Genomic DNA, 20,996 nt, shown 5'->3' with positions numbered 1-20,996 from the left:
AGCCGGTGACCCTATGTCAAAAGCGGCCTGCCGCCTCCGGAGACGCTCCTGCTTGAAGTCCTTTCGCGACAAACGCCGCGACAACCGTCCGCCCGCAAAGGGCAGGACCGAACAGGCGCGGCCGCTGCCGGGCACCGTACCAGTCCGACCCGAAGCCAGACAGCAACGCCACGAAACAAAACCGGACGACCGGTCTGATCCGAAGCCCGCCCCCCGTGTCCTGGCGCGTCGCGAAGGCATCCTGCCCACTGAGCGCCTGCCGGTGATCCTCGAAGTGGCGCCCAATCAGGATTATGCACTGCTCGACAGCGGTGCCGGCGAGAAGCTCGAACAATACGGCCCCTACCGCATCGTGCGGCCCGAGGGACAGGCGATCTGGCAAAAGGCCTTACCGGCCAGGGACTGGGACCGCGCCGACGCCATCTTCACCGGCGACACCGACGAGGAAGGCATCGGCCGCTGGCGGTTCCCGAAGGTACCGCTGGGCGAGACCTGGCCGATGAAGCATGACGGCATCGACTATCTCGGCCGCTTCACCTCGTTTCGCCATGTCGGCGTCTTCCCCGAGCAGGCTTCGCACTGGGACCATATGGCCAGCCTGATCGCGGCGGCCAAGCGCCCGATCAAGGTGCTGAACCTGTTCGGCTATACCGGGCTCGCGTCTCTGGTGGCCGCCCGCGCCGGCGCCGAGGTCACCCATGTCGATGCCTCCAAGAAGGCGGTCGGCTGGGCGCGCGAAAACCAGGAAATGGCCGGTCTCGGCAGCAAGCCGATCCGCTGGATCGTCGACGATGCAGTGAAATTCGCCGAGCGCGAAGAGCGCCGCGGCAGCCGCTACGACATCATCCTGTTCGACCCGCCTGCCTATGGCCGCGGACCCAAGGGCGAGGTCTGGCAGTTGTTCGAGGACCTGCCCGGCCTGACCGACCTTTGCCGCGCGATCCTGACGCCGAAACCGGTCGCCATAGTGCTGACCGCCTATTCCATCCGCGCCTCCTTCTTCGCCATCCATGCCTTGATGCGCGACACCTTTGCCGGCATGGGCGGCACGGTTGAATCAGGCGAACTGATCATCCGCGAGCAGTCCGCCGGGCGGGCGCTGTCGACATCGCTGTTTTCGCGCTGGGTGGCCTGAATGCCCCGGAGACCTGAATGCCCGGGAGTCCCGAATGAATGAGCGGCACGCCGGCGCGCCCGGGCAGGTCAAGGAAGTCACCAGCCTTGCCAATCCGCTGATCAAGGACATCAAGGCGCTCGCCCAGAAGAAATTCCGCGACCAGCAGAACGCCTTCATGGCCGAAGGGCTGAAGCTGGTCATCGACGCCCTCGACCTCGGCTGGTCGATCAGGACGCTGGTTTTCGCCAAGGCCGGACGCGGCAATGCGGCGGTCGAAAAGGTGGCGGCGCGCACGGTTGCCGCCGGCGGCACCGTGCTCGAAGTGTCCGAAAAAGTGCTGGTCGCCATCACCCGCCGTGACAATCCGCAAATGGTGGTCGGCGTCTTCCGGCAAAAACTGCTGCCGCTAAGAGACATCCGCGCTCACGACGGCGACGTCTGGGTGGCGCTCGACCGGGTGCGCGATCCCGGCAATCTCGGCACCGTCATCCGCACCGTCGATGCCGTCGGCGCCAAGGGCGTCATCCTGGTCGGCGAGACTACCGATCCTTTTTCTGTCGAGACCGTGCGCGCCACCATGGGCTCGATCTTCGCCGTGCCGGTGACCAAGGCGACGCCGGAAGCATTTCTGGCTTGGCGAAACAGCTTCTCGGGCCTGGTGGTCGGCACCCATCTGAAGGGTGCGGTCGACTACCGCTCGGTCGATTTCTCCCGAGGACCGGTGCTCTTGATGATGGGCAATGAGCAGCAGGGCCTGCCCGACAATCTGGCGGAAAGCTGCGACCGGCTGCTGCGGATTCCGCAGGCCGGCCGCGCCGATTCGCTCAATTTGGCGGTCGCCACCGGAATCATGCTGTTCGAGATCCGGCGCGGCGCTCTGAAACTTGCTCCCGAGGACGCCACATCGTGAAATCATGGTCTCCCTATGCGCTGCTGGTGGTGGTGGCAATCGCGCTCGACCAGTGGATAAAGCATCTGATCGAGACCGGCCTCGCCTTTCAGGAAAAGCTCGACCTGATGCCGTTCCTGGCGCTGTTTCGCACCTACAATACCGGTATTGCCTTTTCGATGTTCTCGTCTTTCGGCGACACCGGCCTGGTCGTCATCGCGGTCGTCGTCGTCGCCTTCGTGCTTTATCTGGCAACGCGTACGCCATCCGGCCATGTGCTGGCCCGCATCGGCTTTGCCCTGATCATCGGCGGCGCGATCGGCAATCTGATCGACCGCGCCGTCTACGGCCACGTCATCGACTATATATTGTTCCACACGCCGGTATGGTCCTTCGCCGTCTTCAACCTCGCCGATGCCTTCATTTCGGCCGGCGCGGCGCTGGTCGTCTTCGACGAGTTCATCGGCTGGCGGCGCGAGGCCAAGCCGCAAGGCCCAGGAGCCTGACGGCCCGACTCTTTTGACCAATTGACCTCGCCGGACGGTCGCCGCACAGTTCGGCCAGAGCCAGCCAATGCCGACCGCCAGCCTTTGCGAAGCCGAGGAGAAGAGATGCCTGAAACCTTCAAAGCCATCCTCGTTTCGCGCGACGCCGAAAAGAAACAGTCGGTGGAGGTCGTCGATTTCGGCGAAGCCGATCTGATGGAAGGCGACGTCACTGTCGCCGTCGAGGCGACGACGGTCAACTACAAGGACGGGCTGGCCATCACTGGGAAAGCGCCAGTGATCCGCCGCTGGCCGCTGGTGCCGGGCATCGATTTCGCCGGAACCGTCCTCTCCTCATCGCATGCCGACTGGCGCAAGGGCGACAAGGTCATCCTCAATGGCTGGGGCGTCGGCGAGACGCATTTCGGCGCCTATGTCGGGCGCGCGCGCGTCAACGGCGACTGGCTGGTGCCGTTGCCCGACGGCATCAGCGCGCACGATGCGATGGCGGTCGGCACCGCCGGCTATACGGCCATGCTCAGCGTCATGGCGCTGGAGCGGCACGGCATCCTGCCGGATCGCGGCCCGGTGGTGGTGACGGGTGCGGCCGGCGGCGTTGGGTCGGTCGCGGTCTCGATCCTGTCCAGCCTTGGCTATCACGTCATCGCCTCGACCGGCCGCAACGCCGAGAGCCCCTATCTGATCGACCTCGGTGCCGCCGAAGTGATTTCGCGTGAGGAACTCTCCCAGCCGGCCAAGCCGCTGGCCAAGGAGCGCTGGGCCGGCGGCATCGATGCCGTCGGCAGCCACACGCTGGCCAATGTGCTGTCGATGACTGCCTATGGCGGCGCGGTCGCCGCCTGCGGCCTGGCGGGTGGCATGGATCTGCCGTCGAGCGTCGCCCCGTTCATCCTGCGCGGCGTCTCGCTGCTCGGCATCGATTCAGTGATGGCGCCAAAGGCTGTGCGGCTGGAAGCCTGGCGCCGCATCGGCAGCGATCTTGATCTCAAGAAGCTCGCCGGCCTCTCGACGACCATCGGCTTCGACGGCATCATCACCGCCGCCCATGACATCGTCGAGGGCAAGATCAGGGGCCGCGTGGTTGTCGATATGTGAGGCTCCCGAAGCATGATCCCGAAGGGAATCAGGTTTCGGAAAAGATCAGGCGATGCGGAAAACCGCCAAAAATGCATGACCGCTAAAATTCGAACGATCCGCCGCGCTTTTCCATAATCTCTATCTGGCAAGGAGTTCCGCATGATCGCGGAGTCCGCCAGGAAAGAGAAGAGCCGTGCCGAAAGCGTCGACGGGCCGAGTCCGGCGACGGCGAAGCGGCAGCGTGTTGCGCCGCCGCCGCTGGCGCCGGATTTGCCGCGCGCCACGTCCGAGGGCCTGCCGTTCCTGACGGTGGTCGCCAGTGTCGTGCTGGCGGGCCTCTCCCACCTCACCGGTGCGCCGATCTTCATCACCCTCGGCCTGCTGGCAACAGGCCTTGCCGGCGTCGCCATGCACCTGCGCAGCCGGCGCACCGTCCGCCGCGCGGCGGCCTTGCTCGACGAAACCGCGGCCCGTAGCCGCGCCGAAATCGAGACGCTGGCCGACCGCATGTGGGAGATGCAGGAGAGCGAGGAGCGTTTTCGCGGGCTGATCGATGCGCTCGGCGATCTCGTCGTCCACCGCGACCGCGACGGCCACATCGTCTACGCCAACAAGGTTTTCGCCAGCCTCGTCGGAACCGACCAACGCGACCTTGCCGGCAGGACTCTGGCCGACCTCGGCATCGATGTCGGTATCGTTCCCGACGCCGCCTTTTCGGATCACGAATGCCTGAGTTCCACCGACGTCTCCATCCGCACGCCGAACGGTCCGCGCTGGTTCTCGTGGATCGAACTGTCGGTACGCGACAAGGATAGCGGCGCCGTCTCGCACCGGGCGATTGCCCGCGACATCACCGCGCGCAAACGCGCCGAATCCTCGCTGATCACCGCGCGCGAGCGCGCCGAATATGCCAGCCAGGCCAAGTCGCGCTTCCTCGCCACCGTCAGCCATGAGATCCGCACGCCGATGAACGGCATCATGGGCATGGCCAAGCTACTGGCCGACACCAATCTGTCGCCCGAGCAGCGCACCTATGTCGGCGCCGTCTCGACCTCGGCCAGCGCGCTTTTGGCGCTCATCGAGGATTTGCTCGACTATTCCAAGATAGAGGCCGGCCGTTTCGACCCGGAGCCGCAGCCGACATCGCTGCGCGAAATCGCCGACAACATCATCGAACTGATGGCGGCGAAAGCCTTCGCCAAGAACATCGGCCTCGGCTGTCATGTCGAGCCCGACGTGCCGCAGATGATCATGGCCGATCCGGGAAGAGTCAGGCAGGTGCTGCTCAACCTGATCGGCAATGCGATCAAGTTCACCGACACCGGCGGCGTGCTGGTTTCTGTTGCACGGGCCCGCACCGAGACCAGCGACCGCATCTGCTTCACCGTCGCCGACACCGGCCCTGGCCTGCGCGAAGAGGATATGGAGCGCATCTTCGAGGAGTTCGAACAGTCCGACGGCACCTCGACCCGCACCCATGGGGGCGCCGGCCTCGGTCTGGCCATATCGAGGCGCCTGGTCGCCGCCATGGGCGGTGCCATTTCGGTGTCGAGCCGGCTTGGCGAGGGATCGGAATTCGTCTTCGAGATCCCGGCCGCAGGAGCAACCGAAGCACCGCAGAACCGGCAGAACATCCTGGCCGGCCGGCGCGCCGTGATCGTGTCGAAGAACGCCGTCGAGGCGGACGCCATCGCCCGCACCATCCGTGCCCATGGCGGCGCCGTCGACGTCGCCGCAACCGCTTCCCAGGCGACGCCCTTCGCCGAACATTGCGATGTGCTGTTGATCGACGCGGCCCTGGAGGACGGCGACGGCAGACTGCTCAAGCGCCTGCGCCAGAGTGGCTTTGCCGATTGCGAGGCGATCACGCTGATCGCGCCGACCGACCGCGGCATGCTTGGCGAATTCCGCACCAGCGGCTACGCCACCTTCTTGGCGAGGCCGGTGCGCGGCGAAACCCTGCTGCGCGTGCTGCTGACCAGTCATGCCCCTGCCTTGCCGCCGCCCAAGCCGGAAAAGACCGGCGCGTCCTCGCTTCGTGCCCATGGCGGGCGCCAGCAAGGTTTGTCGGTGCTGATCGCCGAAGACAACGACATCAACGCCATGCTTGCCCGCGCCACGCTTTTGAAGGCGGGACATCGCGTGAAAGTGGTCGGCAATGGCAAGGCCGCGGTCGAGGCGGTGACCGAAGCCGGGCTGAAAAATCGCTTCGATGTGGTGCTGATGGATTTGCACATGCCGGTCATGGACGGGCTGGACGCGATCGCCGCCATCCGCCGCCACGAGGAGGAAATGGCTGTGCCGCCGGTTCCGATCATGGTGCTTTCGGCCGACAGCCAGGAAAAGACTCGCCACACCGTGCTCGCCCATGGCGCCAGCGGCTTTGTCACCAAGCCGCTCGATCCCGACGCGCTGGTCCATGCCGTCGAGGGCCAGGTGGCCGCCTGAATTCATGTCGCTCGAAAATGGCCCCGGTTTTGAGAAGACGACATGCACAAAACAAAGACTTGAAGCGCGTCGCGTGAATCGTCCCAGCGCGACGCGCTTCAAGGTGACGCTGGCGCAATCCTCGCGTCACGTAGGTAGCCGAATGAGGGTTTTCGCCAGCCGACGAAGTATTGCCCGTCGCGCCGTATCACGGTACTGTCACAATCCTGTTGCACCTACACCGTATCCCCGTGCCAAGAGGGATGGCTCGAAGGAGAATCACTCGTGCATACAGTTATGCCGGAATGTGACACTCGGCCCAGCGCAGGCGGCGCTTTGCTCGCCGCGCGGAACGCCGATGCCGTCGCAACAGGCGCACCGCTGGGCCGTATCGGCAATCTCGAAGTGCGGCTTGCCCGCAATGAGGCCGAGATCGCCGCCGCGCAGGAAGTGCGCTACCGGGTGTTCTATGACGAGCTTGGCGCCAGGAAGGACCTGTTCCAGGCGCAGGACCGGCGCGACGCCGACCGCTTCGACCCGCTGTGCGACCATCTCCTGGTGCTTGACACCTCGATCTCCGGCCCCGAGCATCGCCGCATCGTCGGCACTTACCGCCTGCTGCGGCAAGAGATTGCGGCGACCGCCGGCGGCTTCTATTCCGAAGGCGAGTTCGAACTGACCAAGCTGATCGCCCGCCATCCCGGCCAGCGCTTCCTTGAGCTCGGCCGCTCCTGCGTGCTGCCGGAATATCGCTCGAAGCGCACCATTGAGGCGCTGTGGCAAGGCATCTGGGCCTACATCAACCACTATGAGATCGGCGTGATGACCGGTTGTGCCTCGTTCCCTGGCACGGTGCCGGCTGCGCATGCCGAGGCGCTCACCTACCTTGCCCATCACTGCCGGACCAACTCCGCCTGGGATGTGCGGGCGGTCTCCGGCCGCTATTGCTCGATGGATCTGATGCCGATCGAGGCGGTCAACGCCAAGGCGGCGATCGCGGCCATGCCGCCGCTGGTCAAGGGCTATCTGCGCGTCGGCGCCCGCATCGGCGACGGCTGCGTCATCGACCGTGAGTTCTCCACCGTCGATGTGTTCGTGGTGATGCCGGTCAAGGAAATCGGCGCCCGCTACGTCAACTATTATGGCGGGGAAGCGCAGCGCTTTGCGGCGTGAGGCAGTAGGCAGTAGGCATTAGGCATTAGGCAGTAGTGAAGGCTGCCGCGAATTGCTGACTACCGACTATTCCCTATTCCCTATTCCCTAATCCCTCTCCCTACGGAATATCCTCCGGTCGCCGTCCCGGGCGGCTCTTGTAGGACGGAAAGGTCCAGCCGAATTTCAGCGCGCCGCCGCGCACCAGGAAAGCCGCGACGAAGCCGGCGATATCCGAGGCGAGCGGCGGCAGGCCGGCAAGATCGCCAAGTGTGTAGAGGCCGGCGCCCGCGAGTGCGGCGGTGACGTAGATTTCGGGCCTGAGCAGCACCGATGGCTCGCCGGCCAGCAGATCGCGCAGGATGCCGCCAAATGTGGCGGTCAACACGCCCATAACAACGGAGACGACCGGCGAGCCGGTGATGGCCAGCCCCTTGGCCGCGCCCATTACGGAAAAGGCCGCCAATCCGATGGCGTCGAGCCAGAGCAGCCATTTCCAGCGGGATTCGACGCGGTGGGCGATGAAGAAGACCAGCACCGCAACCGCCGCGCAAACCAGCACATAGCCGGAGTTGGCGACCCAAAAGACGGGCAGGTTGAGGATGACGTCGCGAAGCGTGCCGCCGCCAATGCCGGTGACGCTGGCCAGAAACAGGAAGCCGATAATGTCGAGCTGCTTGCGCGAAGCCGCCAACGCCCCGGTCGCGGCAAAGACGGCGACGCCGGCATAGTCGAGGAGGTCGATGGGTGTCAGGGACATGAGGTAGTAGGGATTGGGAATTAGGGAAAGTATGAATAACACGAAGCCGCGCGATTGATACGCCTGCCCCTATTCCCTATTCCCTATTCCCTATTCCCTACTGCCTACCCTACTCACGCATCCTTCTCGGCCTGCTCGTTCACCGGCCCCGGCTCGACCGGCGCTTCGGTGGCCGCGATCTTGGGGCCGCCCTTGGCGACCCCGACCATGGCCGGCCGCAGCACGCGCTCGCCGATCGAATAGCCCGGCTGCACGACCTGGACGACGGTGTTGGCCGGCACATCGGGATTGGGCACTTCGAACATCGCCTGGTGGAAATTCGGGTCGAACTTCTCACCTTCCGGTTCGAGCTTCTTCACCCCATGCCGTTCCAGCGTCGACAGCATGGCGCGCTCGGTGATCTCGACGCCGTCGATCAGCGCCTTGAAGCCGGCATCTCCGGCCGCTTTCGCCTCGGCGGGGATAGCATCGAGCGCGCGGCGCAGATTGTCCGACACCGACAGCATGTCGCGGGCGAAATTGGCCACCGCATAGGCGCGCGCATCATGCACGTCGCGGGCGGTGCGGCGGCGCAGATTCTCCATCTCGGCTGCGACGCGCAGCGCGCGGTCCTTCAGCTCCTCGTTTTCCTTCAGCAGCCGCACCAGCGCTTCATAGTCGCCGTCGATGCCGCCTTGCGTGCGCTCGGCCTCGGCCGTTTCGATATCCTCGGGCGCGCGTTCGTCTTTTGTCTGGTCGCTCATCGCCATTTCCCGTCATTCGAATGGTTTGGATTTGCGCCCGATATCGAGGTTTGGCGGCCAAAAATCAAGGGGCAAGCCCAGGAGGACGCCCCACAGCAGGCAATGTTGCGGGCTGCCCGTCGGACTTGGTGCGGGGCGCAAGGACGTTCAAAATTAATTCAAACTTTACCGTAACGGCAGCCTTTGCTTGCCAATACCCCGCTATGGGGAACCATTCAAAGCTTGGAGGAGTTTTGAAACCGACACAGGATTTGAGACAATGGACCGCAATACTGGCAACAGAAGCGAAGAGCTCGCCGCCGACATCAGGCGCCAGTTCGGCACCGAGGCGACGACGCGCTTCTTGCGCACCTTGCCGGCCTTCCGCACCGAGGCCGACATTCCCGCCCGTTTCCGGGATCTGCTCGACCGGCTGGACGGCATAGAAGCCAGCATGGCCGGCGGCCAACGCCGTCAATAGCGATGCTATCGCGCGACAATTACGCGCAGTAATTTTGCGTGAGCTTTTCCTTGCGGCAGCGGGACGCCCCGCCTATGCTTCCTGATGAACATGATTTCCCCCGAGACGGCCGCCAACAGCAAGCGCGCCTGGTTGAAGATCCTGGCGCGCTACAAGAAGCCCGACCGGCGACGCAGCACTCTTGAACTCGCCATCACCCTTATTCCTTTCGTTACGCTGTGGGCGCTGTCTTCGGCAGCCTATTCCTATGGCCACTGGTGGGGCTTGATCCTGATCCTTCCCGCCGCCGGTTTTCTGGTGCGGATCTTCATGATCCAGCACGATTGCGGCCACGGCTCCTTCTTCGCCAACCGCACTGCCGACGACTGGATCGGCCGCGCGCTCGGCGTGCTGACGCTGACCCCTTACGATTGCTGGCGGCGCGCGCACGCCACCCATCACGCCAGCGCCGGCAATCTTGACGAGCGCGGCATGGGCGATATCAGGACGTTGACGGTTGCTGAATACCGGCAGCTGTCTTGGCGGGGACGCCTTGCCTATCGTCTCTACCGCCATCCCCTGGTGATGTTCGGCCTTGGCCCGATCTGGCTGTTCATCTTCGAGCAGAGGCTGCCGGTCGGCATGATGCGCGGCGGCCTGACGCCCTGGGTGTCGTCGATGACCACCAATCTCGGCATCGCGGTCGCGGCAGCGCTGCTTATCTGGCTGGTCGGCCCCGGCGCTTTCCTGATCGTCCATTTGCCGATCGTGATCCTGGCCGGATCGGCCGGAATCTGGCTGTTCTACGTCCAGCACCAGTTCGAGGAGACGGAATGGGCGAAGGACGAAGAGTGGGAATTCCAGCGTGCCGCCCTGCACGGCTCGTCCTATTATGATTTGCCGCCGGTGCTGAACTGGTTCACCGGCAATATCGGCGTCCATCACGTGCACCATCTCTCGGCCAAGGTGCCGGGCTACCGGCTGCAGGAAGTGCTGCGCGACTATCCCGAACTGCGCGGCATCGGCCGCGTCACGCTCCTCGACAGCCTGCGCTGCGTCAAGCTTGCGTTGTGGGACGAGAACCGCCGCAAGCTGGTCTCGTTTCGCGAAGCGCGGGCCTTGGCCTAAAAGCAATTCCAGCAAAGTGTGAGGCGGTTTTCCGGGCTTTCGCTTGGGAATTCCGTAAGACAAAGAAAAAAACCGCCGCACCGAAGGCGCGGCGGCATCTCCCAAAAACCGGCTCAGGCAGCCTTGCGCTCCTCGCGCATCCAGACCTTGCAGCCCTGATCATGTCAGGCGCCTTTTCGGCGATCATGATGGACGGTGCATTGGTGTTGCCGCCGATGAGCGCCGATTCCTCCCTCGCGCCCGGCGGATATTTCCGTCCGGACAGCCAGGAGAAGGCCCGATCACAGTCTTTGTAAAGACAGGCGGAATTACCGTCGCGTCAGCTGTTGCGAACGCGCCGCCAGGAGTATTTCGGCCCCTTCGGCTCCGACGCTTCGGTCGGCTGATAGTAAAGGCCCAGCCCGCCTGTGCGGCCTTCTTCGAGGCGCTTCAGCAGAACCGGGTTGGAGATCTCGAACTCGTCGAAGCCGAGGCGCAGCATATGCGGCAGCTGGTCGACGAGCACCTGGCCCGTGGCGCGGACCGCGCCCTCGAAATCGTAGCGGCTGCGCAGCAATTCGCCCTTGGAAAACGAGCGGCCGTCGCTGAAGGCCGGAAAGGCCAGCGCCACCAGCGACAGCTGGTCGAGCAGATCCACGATCTTTTCCAGCTGGTCGCCCGGCAGCAATGCGACGCCCAGCCGCTCCTTGGCCGAGCGCCGCACCTCGGCATCAAGGCCGAGAAATGCCTGCAACGGCAGGATGAAGCGGCCATTGCCCGCCAGTGCATCCGCACTTTCGGCATGTGTCCACTCGTCTTCGCGAAACCCCGTCCGGGTCCAGAGGCGGGTCTCCGCTGTGGTCTGTTCAGTCATAGAAAATTCCTAAAGCCCTAAAAATCGAAAGTCCGCGAAAGCCGGTCCACACGAAACCGGCGGCCTCCGAGCGGAAGCCGCCGTTGCAGGCCAGCCTCACCTGAATATCACCATAGCTTAAAGGGATGCGTCGGTCAGCGATACTTCCAGTCCCGACAGATGGATGCCGCACTCGGTCTTGGCATGACCGGCCCAGCGTCCGCTTCGCGCATCCTCGCCCGGCTGCACCGGCTGCGTGCATGGGAAGCAGCCGATCGACAGATAGCCGTACGCAACCAGCGGATTTTCGCGCAGCGCATGCGCGCGCATGTAGTCAGCCTGGTCGGATGTCGTCCAGTGCGCCAGCGGATTGACGCGTACGCGCGGGCCGACCGCCTCGAACACCGGCAGCGCGGCTCGCGTCGCCGCCTGGAAGCGCTTCCGGCCGGTCAGCCAGGCGCGGAAGGGGGCGACGCCGCGCGCCAGCGGCTCGACCTTGCGCACGTCGCAGCAGGCATCGGTATTGCTCTGGTGCAGATTGCCGGTCGGATCGACCCGCTCGAGCGCCGCGTCTTCGGGCTTGATCACCCTGATGTTGGTCAGCCCGAAATCGGCGACCAGCGCATCGCGATAGCCCAGCGTCTCTCCGAAATGCTTGCCGGTGTCCAGGAAGATGACCGGCAGCGTGCGGTCGACCTTGGCGATCATATGCAGCAGGACGGCGGAATCCGCGCCGAAGGACGACACGGCGGCGATCTCGTCATGAAACAATTCGCTCGCCGCGCGTTCGATGATGTCGAGCGGGCTCAGATGTCCATACAGCGCGTCGAAGCCCGCCGCTTTGGCGGCGATGCTGTCGTCGACGTCGACGATGCGGTCAAGCGGCCTTGGTTTCGCCAGCATAGAGCGCCTCCTTGAACGGCGCGGGACCGACACGGCGGTAGGCGTCGATAAAACGTTCACTGGGACCGAGCCGAAGGCCGAGATAGGTGTCGACGATCTGCTCGATGGCGTCCGTGATCTCTTCCGAAGAGAAGCCGCGGCCGATGATTTCGCCAACCGAGGTGTTCTCGTCGGCCGATCCGCCAAGCGTCACCTGGTAGAGTTCGGAGCCTTTCTTCTCGACGCCGAGGATACCGATATGGCCGACATGGTGATGTCCGCAGGCATTGATGCAGCCGGAAATCTTCAGCTTCAATTCGCCGATCTCGCGCTGCCGCTCCAGCGAGGCGAAGCGAAGCGAAATCTCCTGCGCGATCGGGATCGAGCGCGCTGTCGCCAGCGCGCAATAATCGAGGCCAGGGCACGCGATGATGTCGCTGATCAGGTTGGAATTGGCCGTCGCGAGGCCAATGTCGACCAAAGCGTCGTAGACCGCTTTCAAATCGGCGCGCGCCACATGCGGCAGGATCAGGTTCTGCTCATGGCTGACGCGCAGTTCGTCGAACGCGTATTTCTCGGCGATGTCGGCGACCGCTTCCATCTGGCTGTCGGTGGCATCGCCCGGCACTTCGCCGATACCTTTCAGCGAAATCGTCACCGCGGCATAGTCGGGATGGCGATGCGTCACGACATTCTGGTCGAGCCAATCCGAGAAGCTTTTGGAATCGAGCCGCGCCAGCTTGATCGCCGCGTCGCCTTCCGGCCGGGCGGTCAGTGCCGGCGGCGCGAAATAGGCGTCGATGGCACGGATGTCGGCTTCCGGCAGCTTCAGCTCGGCGTCCTTCAGCTCCTGCCATTCGGCCTCGACCTGGCGGGTGATTTCCTCGACGCCGGTCTCGTGGACGAGGATCTTGATGCGCGCCTTGTACTTGTTGTCGCGGCGGCCATAGAGGTTGTACACGCGCAGGATCGCCGTGCAGTAGGACAGCAGGTCGGCTTCCGGCAGGAAGTCGCGGATCTTGCGCGCCACCATCGGCGTGCGGCCCTGGCCGCCACCGACATAGACGGCAAAGCCGAGCTCGCCGGCGGCGTTCTTCTTCAGATGCAGACCGATATCATGCGTCTGGATGGCGGCGCGGTCGCGCTCGGCCCCGGTCACCGCGATCTTGAACTTGCGCGGCAGGAACGAGAATTCCGGATGCACAGACGACCATTGCCGCAGGATCTCGGCATAGGGGCGCGGATCAGCGACCTCGTCGGCGGCGGCGCCGGCAAAGTGATCGGCGGTGACGTTGCGGATGCAATTGCCGCTGGTCTGGATGGCATGCATCTCGACGCTGGCGAGATCGGCCAGGATCGCCGGAATGTCGGACAGCGCCGGCCAGTTGAACTGGATGTTCTGGCGCGTGGTGAAGTGGCCGTAGCCCTTGTCGTATTTGCGCGCGATGTGGCCGAGCATGCGCAGTTGCGCGCTGTTCAGCGTGCCATAGGGCACCGCGATGCGCAGCATGTAGGCGTGCAGCTGCAGGTAGACGCCGTTCATCAGCCGCAGCGGCCGGAACTGATCCTCGGTGATCTCGCCGGACAGCCGGCGTTCGACCTGGTCGCTGAACTCGGCGACGCGGGCCTGGACAAAATCGTGGTCGAACTCATCGTAGCGGTACATGTTTCGTCTTTCAGGGCGCGTCCGCCCGTATTTTGTTACGCTGCCCGCGCAGCCTGCTTGCCCAGATCTTCCCGGATGGTCGGGCCGGCGGCGCGGATCTTTTCGCGCAAGCGTACCGGCACGACGACGCCATTGATGACTTCAACGTCGATCAGATTGACGTCGACAACCTGATTGTTGGCGTTGGCCTTGGCGCCGATTGCTTCCAGCCTGTCCTCTGCCGCTTGGTCATGGGCAAGGTCGGCATGGTCGACCGTCTCGGCCCAGCCGCCATCGGCGTACCAGACGGCGATGCCGTCGGAGAGGCGGTTTGCGGTCAGTATCTTCATGGCTCGACCTCTGCGTCGGCCGCGTTGGCGGCGCCCTCATAGTTATGGGCCGCGAGCGGCTCGGAACGTTCAAAGTTGGCGCCGGCAACCGCGTCGCCGATGATGGTCATCACCGGACCGGCCAGATCGGCGCGCTCTTCCAGCGACGGCAAATCGGCCAGTGTGCCGTGGAAACGGCGGCGGTTCTGCAAGCTGGCATTCTCGACCACGGCAACCGCCGTGTCCGGCGACAGGCCGGCCTCGATCAGTCGTCCGGCGACTTCGGCGGCGACCGAGCGGCCCATATAGACGGCGACGGTGGCGCCGGAAATGGCGAGCTTGGCCCAATCCGGCAGCGAATTGCCCTTCAGATCATGGCCGGTGGTGAACACCATCGACGAGGAGACGCCGCGCAGCGTCAGCGGCAGCTCGAAGTCGGCGGCGGCGGCAAAGGCGGCGGTGACGCCGGGGACGACATCATAGGCGATGCCGGCATCGCGCAGTGCGGCCATCTCCTCGCCGGCGCGGCCGAACACGAGCGGGTCGCCCGACTTCAGCCGCACGACGCGCTTGCCCTGCCTGCCGAGATCGACCAGCAGCGCATTGATCTCGGCCTGGCTCTTGGTGTGGCATCCCTTGCGTTTTCCGACCGGCAGCCGCTCGGCGTCGCGGCGGCCCATGGCGACGATCGCCTCCGGCACCAGCGCGTCATAGACGATGACGTCGGCTTCCATCAAAAGCCGATGCGCGCGCAGCGTCAGAAGATCCTCAGCACCTGGCCCGGCGCCAACCAACGCGATATGGCCCGAAGCCGGAGCCTTCGACAGCAACAGATCGGCGGCGGCGTCATGCGCCTGCGAAAGCTCGCCGGCTTCGACGGCGCGCGCCGGTGCACCCTGGAAAAAACTGCTCCAGAACTGGCGGCGGGCGTTGCCTTTCGGCAGCAGCTTTTCGGCGGCACCCCGGAACGAGGCGGCAAGCGCTGCCAGCGGCCCGAGCGACGGCGACAGCATGCGGTCGATGCGGCTGCGCAGCATCTGCGCCAGCACCGGACCCGCGCCTTCCGTGCCGATGGCGATGGCGACCGGGGCGCGGTTGACCAGCGCCGGGGTGAAGAAATCGCATAGCTCCGGCCGGTCGACGGCATTGACCGGAATGCCAAGGCGGCGCGCATCGTGGGCGACGCGGCGGTCGAGCGTCTCGTCGCCGCTGGCGGCAAACACCAGGACCGCGCCTTCGAGATGCGCGGCGTCGTAGGGGGCGTCGATACGGATGGCGCCGGTCGTGGCGATGAAGCTCAGCAATTCGGCGTCGGCAACATCGGCAATGATGCGAAGCACAGCACTCGACTGATCAAGTAGCCGCGCCTTGGCCAACGCTTCGCCTCCGCCGCCGACGATGGCCACGGCTTCGCCTTCGACCCGCATGAAGACCGGGAACGCGGTGAGCTTGGGATTGGTGTGCGGCATGACGAACAGATTCCGGAACAATTCGGCAGTTTTAGGCGCGGACGCGAAAAAGCTGAAGGAACCCACTCGCGCATCCCCTGACGGGAGGCAATCGGTTTTCCGCAAGCCAAAGGGCCAAGAGAAAAATATTCCACATCCGCATATCAGGCGGATTCAAGCTGCTGCCGCAGGCTTTGTTCTGCGGCTCTTTTATCCGGCAGTCGGCCAAGCTGCAAAATTATTTTTTCTAAATTCTACCAATTTAGTAGATTAAAGCCGTGACCTCCGGACATTGCTCCGATAGACGATAGATCGGGCTTGATATGGCTGCGTGCGATCTCGGCGAACGAAGTGGAACGTTCCCGCTTCTCCACGCGTTCTGCCCCTGCCGTAACAGACAATCGTCGGCTGGATTTGAACCTTCAAACAGGAGCGCGCAAATGAGCAAGATCAACCTGAAACATGGCCTTCTGGTCATGGTGGCCGATGGCGAGAAAGCGCTGTTCCTGAAGAACGAGGGCGACAATCTCTATCCGAACCTGCAGCTCTTCCAGGAGATGAAACAGGACAATCCGGCAACGCGCGAACAAGGCAGCGACAGTCCCGGCCGCTACAATGACGGCCCCTCCGTGCATCGCAGCGCGGTTGAGGAAACCGACTGGCACCGGCAAGGCAAGGAACGCTTTGCCGAAGAGATCGCGGACCGGCTCTACAAGCTCGCCCATCACGGCATCTTCGACGACATCGTGCTGGTCGCGCCACCGCTGGTGCTCGGCACCATGCGCAAGAAACTGCACAAGGAAGTCACCGACAAGGTGCAGGCGGAGATCCCAAAGACCCTGACCAACCGCCCGCTGATCGATATCGAGGCCATGCTGCAGGCGGCGTGACGCATCGATCATTCGGTATTGGCGCGCGCAGCGGTTTTGCTGCGCGCGCCTTTCGTTTTCGGTGCCTCTGGCCACCAATTTACGTCTTGCGGGTTGCGTCGCCCGCACCCCCTCCACCATATTGAAAAAGGCGGCGGCTTCGGGCGGCGCACACCCGACATTTCCCGAAAGGCGCTCCATAGACAATGCCGCATGACACGCCCCTTATCGCCACCATCGTCGCCGGTCTGGGGCTGGCATTCATCTTCGGGGCGCTCGCCAACCGTTTTCGCATCCCGCCGCTGGTCGGCTACCTCGTCGCCGGCGTACTGGTCGGACCGAACACGCCGGGTTTCGTCGCCGATGCCGGTCTTGCCAATGAGTTGGCCGAAATCGGCGTCATCCTGCTCATGTTCGGCGTCGGCCTGCATTTCTCGCTGAAGGACCTTCTCTCCGTCCGCGCCATCGCCGTACCCGGCGCCATCGTCCAGATCGGCTTTGCCACCGCGCTCGGCGCCGGCCTCGCATGGATGCTCGGCTGGTCGATGGGCGCAGGCCTCGTCTTCGGCCTGGCGCTTTCCGTCGCGTCCACAGTGGTGCTGTTGCGCGCGTTGCAGGAGCGACGGCTGATCGAGACCGAGCGCGGCCGCATCGCCGTCGGCTGGCTGATCGTCGAGGACCTCGCCATGGTGCTGGCGCTGGTGCTTTTGCCGGCGTTGGCCGGCGTGCTCGGCGGCCAGCCGCAGGTCGATGACCATGCGAGCCTTTTGTCGCTGCCGGCCAGCTACGGCATCTGGGGCGTCGTCGGCCTCACGCTGGCCAAGGTCGTCGCCTTCGTCATCGTCATGCTGGTGGTTGGCCGCCGCGTCATTCCGTGGATCCTGCATTACGTCGCCCATACCGGCTCGCGCGAACTGTTCCGGCTGGCGGTGCTGGCGATCGCGCTCGGCGTCGCCTTCGGCGCCGCCAAACTGTTCGGCGTCTCGCTGGCGCTCGGTGCCTTCTTCGCCGGCATGATCATGAGCGAATCCGAGCTCAGCCACCGCGCGGCGGAGGAATCACTGCCGCTGCGCGACGCCTTCTCGGTGCTGTTCTTCGTTTCGGTCGGCATGCTGTTCGATCCGTTCAGCCTGATGAGCAATGGCTGGCCGATCCTGGCGACGCTGGCCATCATCGTCATCGGCAAGTCGCTGGCCGCCTTCGTTATCGTCATCGCCTTCCGCTATCCGCTGGGAACCGCCTTGATGATCTCGGCCAGCCTCGCGCAGATCGGCGAGTTCTCCTTCATCCTGGCGGAGCTCGGCGTCGGGCTGAAGCTGTTGCCGCAACAGGGACGCGACCTGATCCTGGCAGGCGCCATCCTGTCGATCCTGGTCAATCCGCTGATGTTCCTCGCCCTCGACTGGATGAAGCCATGGCTGGACGCGCGCGCCGCCAAGGCAGCACCACCGGAAGAGGCCAAGCCGGTCGGCCCGGCGACGCAGCCCGGACAAGTGGCCTCGGTGGCCGCTGCTGCCAAAGAGGACGGCCCGCCGCCACGCACAACGCTTTCGGGCCACACCATCCTGATCGGCTACGGCCGCGTCGGCAGCCTGGTCGGCGCGGCGCTGAAACAGGCATCGCTGCCCTTCCTGGTCATCGAGGACGCCGACAAGACGCTGGCGAGGCTCAGAGACGACGGCGTCGAAATCGTCTCCGGCAATGCGGCCAGCGCGAGCGTGTTTGCCGCCGCCAATCCGCAGGGGGCCAAACGCTTGATCCTTGCCATCCCCAACGCGTTCGAGGCCGGGCAGATCGTGCTCAGGGCGCGCGCCGCCAACCCCGGCATCAACGTCATCGCGCGGGCCCATTCCGATGCCGAGGTCGAGCACCTGATGGGGCTCGGCGCCGACACCGTCATCATGGGTGAACGCGAAATCGCCCGCGGCATCGTGCAAGAAGTGCTGGAGCAAAAGCTGATGCCGCGCCCCGAAGCCATTGAGCCCTCCCCGGCCTGAGGCTTGCCCACAGGCGCGTTGATCACGCCACGAAGGCGGAGCCGCCATTGTGCGCGACGCTGGCGAGATACTTTGCCGGCGGCTTGCCGAGCGCTTTCTTGAACATGGTGATGAAGGCGGTGACGGAGGCGTAGCCGAGATCGCCCGAAACCTGCTGGACACTCGCACCGGAGGCCAGCTCCCGTATGGCGACGATCAGGTGCAATTGCTGGCGCCAGCGGCCGAAGCTCAGTCCGGTCTCCTTCACCACAAGACGGGCGAGACTGCTTTCTGAGAGCGCGACGCGGGTGGCCCACTCGGCAAGCGTGCTGCGGTCGGCAGGGTCTTGCGCCAACGCATCGGCGATCCGCCGCAAGCGCGGCTCGGCGGAGATCGGCAAATGCAGCTGCTGGACCGGCATGCGCGGCAGTTCGGAGAGCAGCATCCCAGTCAAAAGCGCGTCCTTCCCGTCGTCTTCCTCCATGCGGTCGGCCAGCTCGATGATCAATTCGCGCAGCAGCGGCGAGATCGACAGCGTGCAGCACCGGTCCGGCAGATCGGCGGCTCCCGGCTCGATATAGACGAAGAAAATCCGCGCATTGGCGGTCGCGATATTGCTGTGTTCCATGCCGCCGGGAATCCACACCCCGCAATGTGGCGGCACCATCCACAGGCCGCTCGGGACGCGGCATGTGACGCCACCGCCGAGCGCGAAGACGAGCTGGCCCTTCCGATGCCAATGGGTCGCCACTTCCGCTTTGGTTTCGGTGACATCGACGCGCACCGCAATTGCAGGAGCGATCACATCATCGACGTCGAAATTGACCCACGGGTAGCGGAGAGGCTGTCTCATGATTGACGGCTTTTAGCGACTATTCGCCATGATAGCTAAATTCTTTGATCCGGGAAGTCGATAGGCTCCGGTTCGTGGCTGGCATGTCACAAACCGGCAGGAAGGCTTCCCATGCGCGCCCTCGTCATCTCTCCCGACAGCCCCACCGGACTGACCTTTGCCGAGGCCAACGAACCTCAACCCCTCGCCAACGAAGCGCTTGTCTGCGTCCACGCAACCTCGTTGAACCGCGGCGAACTGCGCCTGCTCACCATACGCCCAAAAGGCTGGATACCCGGCCAGGACATCGCAGGGATTGTCGAACGGGCGGCAGCCGATGGCTCCGGGCCTGCCGTCGGCGCCCGGGTTGTGGCTTTGGTCGACGAGGCCGGCTGGGCGCAACGGGTCGCCGTTCCGACCGACCGCTTCGCCGTCATCCCGGATGAGGTCAGCTTCGTTTCCGCCGCCACGCTTCCCGTGGCGGGCACGACGGCCCTAAGGGTCTTGCGCCATCGCGGCGACCTCGCGGGACAGCAGGTGTTGATCACCGGCGCCAGCGGCGCGGTCGGCCGTTTCCAGATCCAGATCGCCCGCGAGCAAGGCGCCGCGGTGACTGCAATCGCCGCCGCCCGGCACGCCGAGGATCTCCGCGGTCTTGGTGCTCACGAAGTCGTCGAGTCGATCGAACTGGCCGAAGGGCCATTCTCTCTGATCACCGAGTCGGTCGGCGGCCAAAGCCTCGCCCATGCCATCGAACGCGTCGCCCCCGGCGGCACCATCGTCATGTTCGGTTCGAGCAGCGGCGAACTCACGCCGGTTGGCTTCAGACAGTTCGTTCCGGGCCATGAGGGAGCGAGGCTTCAGACTTTCGCCTACTACACATCCGGTCCAGCCATTGGCGCGGACATCGCCTCGCTGCTCGCTCTGGTCGCGGCTGGCCGGCTGGAAACCCGTGTGTCCATGACCGTGCCGTGGACAGACATCGCCCAGGCTCTGGACGCCTTGCGACAGCGCAGCTTCAGCGGCAAGGCTGTTCTCACCATCGCCGAATGAGCAGTCTGTCAGTGCTCAGACGTGCTGGCCGCCATTGATGTGGATTTCCGAGCCCGTCACATAGGACGCCTGCTGCGAGCACAGGAAGAAGATGATGTCGGCGACTTCCGAGGTGGCGCCAAGGCGCCTGAGTGGGATCGTCTCGACGATCTTGTCGGTGCCAGGCGACAGAATCGCGGTGTCGATCTCGCCCGGCGCAATCGCATTGACGCGGATGCCGTGCGGGCCGAAATCATGCGCCATCTCGCGCGTCAGCGAGCCGAGCGCCGCCTTCGAGGTCGCATAGGCGGTGCCGGCGAAAGGATGCACGCGCGTGCCGGCGATCGAGGTGACGTTGACGATCGAGCCTTTTGCTGCAGCAAGCTCCTTGAAGAGGCCCCGCGCGAGCATGATCGGCGCGAAGAAATTGACCTGGAACACGTCGCGCCAGACATGCATCGGCGTGTCGATCGAATCCATGCGGCTGTTGCCGTCCTTGAGCTTCGGCGAAATGCCGGCATTGTTGACCAGCGCGTGCAATTGCCCGCCATGCGCTTCCAGCCGGTGACGGATCTCCGAGACGGCGATGCCGACATCCTCCTGGTCGGCGAGATCGACCTTGATGTGGTCCTCTGGGCCGGCTGGCCACGGGCAATCCTCGGCAAAAGCCTGGCGCGAACAGGTGATGACCCGCCAGCCCTCACGCGAAAAGCGCTTGACCGTGGCATGTCCGATGCCGCGGCTGGCTCCGGTCAGCACGATGGTTTTTCTGGTGTCGGTCTCAGCCATGTCTGTCACTCCGGCCGGAGATGTAGCCGAATGCCGCGAAGGTGGCGAGAGGCCGAATTGTCACCGCAGCTCTCATATGAGGAACGGATTGCCAGCTCGCATTTGGTTCGAAGCTAGAATGACG

At 64.5% G+C, this 20,996-nt stretch carries 21 protein-coding genes; 12 read left to right on the top strand and 9 right to left on the bottom strand.

All coding sequences use genetic code 11. The features are described 5' to 3' along the window. Positions 1-52 precede the first annotated feature (52 nt). From NKJ80_RS21810 to olsB, 6 genes are all read left to right on the top strand, one after another. Positions 53-1,135: an RsmD family RNA methyltransferase gene (locus tag NKJ80_RS21810; RefSeq protein ID WP_352498292.1), complete on the top strand. Its 1,083-nt coding sequence runs from the start codon at positions 53-55 to the stop codon at positions 1,133-1,135. Positions 1,136-1,169: 34 nt separating this feature from the next. After that, positions 1,170-2,027, top strand: a complete 858-nt coding sequence (locus NKJ80_RS21805) for a TrmH family RNA methyltransferase (protein WP_023683061.1) — start codon at positions 1,170-1,172, stop codon at positions 2,025-2,027. After that, positions 2,024-2,512: a signal peptidase II gene (gene lspA / locus NKJ80_RS21800; RefSeq protein ID WP_352498291.1), complete on the top strand. Its 489-nt coding sequence runs from the start codon at positions 2,024-2,026 to the stop codon at positions 2,510-2,512. Before NKJ80_RS21805 ends, lspA begins: the two co-directional genes overlap by 4 nt. Positions 2,513-2,617: 105 nt before the next feature. Further along, a complete protein-coding gene (gene acuI / locus NKJ80_RS21795; RefSeq protein WP_352498290.1) occupies positions 2,618-3,607 on the top strand; it encodes an acrylyl-CoA reductase (NADPH) in 990 nt (329 codons plus the stop codon). A 141-nt stretch (positions 3,608-3,748) separates the two neighbouring features. Next, complete coding sequence (locus tag NKJ80_RS21790) at positions 3,749-6,037, top strand: response regulator (protein WP_352498289.1); 2,289 nt, start codon at positions 3,749-3,751, stop codon at positions 6,035-6,037. 276 nt (positions 6,038-6,313) lie between these two features. Continuing rightward, the gene (gene olsB / locus NKJ80_RS21785; RefSeq protein WP_023683057.1) at positions 6,314-7,189 is read left to right on the top strand and encodes a l-ornithine N(alpha)-acyltransferase; all 876 of its coding nucleotides are present in this window, start codon (positions 6,314-6,316) and stop codon (positions 7,187-7,189) included. Between the two features lie 100 nt (positions 7,190-7,289). Here olsB and NKJ80_RS21780 read toward each other — a convergent pair whose 3' ends face one another. Next, on the bottom strand, positions 7,290-7,922 hold the full coding sequence (locus tag NKJ80_RS21780) for a trimeric intracellular cation channel family protein (protein ID WP_023683056.1): 633 nt from the start codon (positions 7,920-7,922) through the stop codon (positions 7,290-7,292). 119 nt (positions 7,923-8,041) lie between these two features. Then, positions 8,042-8,671 carry a nucleotide exchange factor GrpE gene (gene grpE, locus NKJ80_RS21775; protein ID WP_023691975.1) on the bottom strand — a complete coding sequence of 210 codons (630 nt, stop codon included), beginning with the start codon at positions 8,669-8,671 and terminating at the stop codon, positions 8,042-8,044. A gap of 259 nt (positions 8,672-8,930) precedes the next feature. Between grpE and NKJ80_RS21770 the strand changes: the two genes are divergently transcribed. Beyond that, on the top strand, positions 8,931-9,131 hold the full coding sequence (locus NKJ80_RS21770) for a hypothetical protein (protein WP_023669766.1): 201 nt from the start codon (positions 8,931-8,933) through the stop codon (positions 9,129-9,131). An 84-nt stretch (positions 9,132-9,215) separates the two neighbouring features. Then, positions 9,216-10,238 carry a fatty acid desaturase gene (locus NKJ80_RS21765; protein ID WP_023669767.1) on the top strand — a complete coding sequence of 341 codons (1,023 nt, stop codon included), beginning with the start codon at positions 9,216-9,218 and terminating at the stop codon, positions 10,236-10,238. Positions 10,239-10,557: 319 nt separating this feature from the next. On the opposite strand, the gene NKJ80_RS21760 is transcribed toward NKJ80_RS21765, so the two are convergent. From NKJ80_RS21760 to cysG, 5 genes are all read right to left on the bottom strand, one after another. After that, a complete protein-coding gene (locus tag NKJ80_RS21760; protein ID WP_023669768.1) occupies positions 10,558-11,091 on the bottom strand; it encodes a DUF934 domain-containing protein in 534 nt (177 codons plus the stop codon). A gap of 117 nt (positions 11,092-11,208) precedes the next feature. Continuing rightward, positions 11,209-11,973 carry a phosphoadenylyl-sulfate reductase gene (locus NKJ80_RS21755; protein WP_023669769.1) on the bottom strand — a complete coding sequence of 255 codons (765 nt, stop codon included), beginning with the start codon at positions 11,971-11,973 and terminating at the stop codon, positions 11,209-11,211. Beyond that, the gene (locus NKJ80_RS21750; protein WP_023683051.1) at positions 11,948-13,618 is read right to left on the bottom strand and encodes a nitrite/sulfite reductase; all 1,671 of its coding nucleotides are present in this window, start codon (positions 13,616-13,618) and stop codon (positions 11,948-11,950) included. The genes NKJ80_RS21755 and NKJ80_RS21750 overlap by 26 nt, the downstream gene beginning before the upstream one ends. A 35-nt stretch (positions 13,619-13,653) precedes the next feature. Further along, positions 13,654-13,947, bottom strand: a complete 294-nt coding sequence (locus NKJ80_RS21745) for a DUF2849 domain-containing protein (protein ID WP_023669771.1) — start codon at positions 13,945-13,947, stop codon at positions 13,654-13,656. After that, the gene (gene cysG, locus NKJ80_RS21740) at positions 13,944-15,395 is read right to left on the bottom strand and encodes a siroheme synthase CysG (RefSeq protein WP_023704213.1); all 1,452 of its coding nucleotides are present in this window, start codon (positions 15,393-15,395) and stop codon (positions 13,944-13,946) included. The genes NKJ80_RS21745 and cysG overlap by 4 nt, the downstream gene beginning before the upstream one ends. On the opposite strand from cysG, the gene NKJ80_RS21735 reads away from it, so the two are divergent. The 3 genes from NKJ80_RS21735 (at position 15,394) to NKJ80_RS21725 (ending at position 18,240) form a co-directional block, all read left to right on the top strand. After that, on the top strand, positions 15,394-15,648 hold the full coding sequence (locus NKJ80_RS21735; RefSeq protein ID WP_155923978.1) for a hypothetical protein: 255 nt from the start codon (positions 15,394-15,396) through the stop codon (positions 15,646-15,648). The genes cysG and NKJ80_RS21735 overlap by 2 nt on opposite strands. A 166-nt stretch (positions 15,649-15,814) precedes the next feature. Then, entirely contained in the window at positions 15,815-16,264 is a 450-nt protein-coding gene (locus tag NKJ80_RS21730; RefSeq protein WP_023669773.1) for a baeRF12 domain-containing protein, read from the top strand. Positions 16,265-16,449: 185 nt separating this feature from the next. Then, a complete protein-coding gene (locus NKJ80_RS21725) occupies positions 16,450-18,240 on the top strand; it encodes a cation:proton antiporter domain-containing protein (protein WP_023669774.1) in 1,791 nt (596 codons plus the stop codon). 22 nt (positions 18,241-18,262) lie between these two features. On the opposite strand, the gene NKJ80_RS21720 is transcribed toward NKJ80_RS21725, so the two are convergent. After that, on the bottom strand, positions 18,263-19,072 hold the full coding sequence (locus NKJ80_RS21720; RefSeq protein WP_023669775.1) for an AraC family transcriptional regulator: 810 nt from the start codon (positions 19,070-19,072) through the stop codon (positions 18,263-18,265). A gap of 111 nt (positions 19,073-19,183) precedes the next feature. On the opposite strand from NKJ80_RS21720, the gene NKJ80_RS21715 reads away from it, so the two are divergent. Next, on the top strand, positions 19,184-20,104 hold the full coding sequence (locus tag NKJ80_RS21715) for a zinc-binding dehydrogenase (RefSeq protein ID WP_352498288.1): 921 nt from the start codon (positions 19,184-19,186) through the stop codon (positions 20,102-20,104). A 15-nt stretch (positions 20,105-20,119) separates the two neighbouring features. On the opposite strand, the gene NKJ80_RS21710 is transcribed toward NKJ80_RS21715, so the two are convergent. Beyond that, a complete protein-coding gene (locus tag NKJ80_RS21710) occupies positions 20,120-20,872 on the bottom strand; it encodes an SDR family NAD(P)-dependent oxidoreductase (protein WP_023669777.1) in 753 nt (250 codons plus the stop codon). Positions 20,873-20,996 lie beyond the last annotated feature (124 nt).

The sequence above is a fragment of the Mesorhizobium sp. M0030 genome (genome assembly GCF_040323695.1).
GTDB lineage: Bacteria > Pseudomonadota > Alphaproteobacteria > Rhizobiales > Rhizobiaceae > Mesorhizobium.
The sequence above is the reverse complement of the archived record's forward strand: the minus strand, read 5'-3'. Positions and strand labels throughout refer to the sequence as shown.

Bases quoted from the DNA above. Each gene is read 5' to 3' on its own strand.
- NKJ80_RS21805 (WP_023683061.1), top strand. From the start codon at position 1,170: ATGAATGAGCGGCACGCCGGCGCGCCCGGGCAGGTCAAGGAAGTCACC.
- acuI (WP_352498290.1), top strand. From the start codon at position 2,618: ATGCCTGAAACCTTCAAAGCCATCCTCGTTTCGCGCGACGCCGAAAAG.
- NKJ80_RS21790 (WP_352498289.1), top strand. From the start codon at position 3,749: ATGATCGCGGAGTCCGCCAGGAAAGAGAAGAGCCGTGCCGAAAGCGTC.
- olsB (WP_023683057.1), top strand. From the start codon at position 6,314: ATGCCGGAATGTGACACTCGGCCCAGCGCAGGCGGCGCTTTGCTCGCC.
- grpE (WP_023691975.1), bottom strand. From the start codon at position 8,671: ATGAGCGACCAGACAAAAGACGAACGCGCGCCCGAGGATATCGAAACG.
- NKJ80_RS21770 (WP_023669766.1), top strand. From the start codon at position 8,931: ATGGACCGCAATACTGGCAACAGAAGCGAAGAGCTCGCCGCCGACATC.
- NKJ80_RS21765 (WP_023669767.1), top strand. From the start codon at position 9,216: ATGAACATGATTTCCCCCGAGACGGCCGCCAACAGCAAGCGCGCCTGG.
- NKJ80_RS21760 (WP_023669768.1), bottom strand. From the start codon at position 11,091: ATGACTGAACAGACCACAGCGGAGACCCGCCTCTGGACCCGGACGGGG.
- NKJ80_RS21755 (WP_023669769.1), bottom strand. From the start codon at position 11,973: ATGCTGGCGAAACCAAGGCCGCTTGACCGCATCGTCGACGTCGACGAC.
- NKJ80_RS21750 (WP_023683051.1), bottom strand. From the start codon at position 13,618: ATGTACCGCTACGATGAGTTCGACCACGATTTTGTCCAGGCCCGCGTC.
- NKJ80_RS21745 (WP_023669771.1), bottom strand. From the start codon at position 13,947: ATGAAGATACTGACCGCAAACCGCCTCTCCGACGGCATCGCCGTCTGG.
- NKJ80_RS21735 (WP_155923978.1), top strand. From the start codon at position 15,394: ATGACGAACAGATTCCGGAACAATTCGGCAGTTTTAGGCGCGGACGCG.
- cysG (WP_023704213.1), bottom strand. From the start codon at position 15,395: ATGCCGCACACCAATCCCAAGCTCACCGCGTTCCCGGTCTTCATGCGG.
- NKJ80_RS21730 (WP_023669773.1), top strand. From the start codon at position 15,815: ATGAGCAAGATCAACCTGAAACATGGCCTTCTGGTCATGGTGGCCGAT.
- NKJ80_RS21725 (WP_023669774.1), top strand. From the start codon at position 16,450: ATGCCGCATGACACGCCCCTTATCGCCACCATCGTCGCCGGTCTGGGG.
- NKJ80_RS21720 (WP_023669775.1), bottom strand. From the start codon at position 19,072: ATGAGACAGCCTCTCCGCTACCCGTGGGTCAATTTCGACGTCGATGAT.
- NKJ80_RS21715 (WP_352498288.1), top strand. From the start codon at position 19,184: ATGCGCGCCCTCGTCATCTCTCCCGACAGCCCCACCGGACTGACCTTT.
- NKJ80_RS21710 (WP_023669777.1), bottom strand. From the start codon at position 20,872: ATGGCTGAGACCGACACCAGAAAAACCATCGTGCTGACCGGAGCCAGC.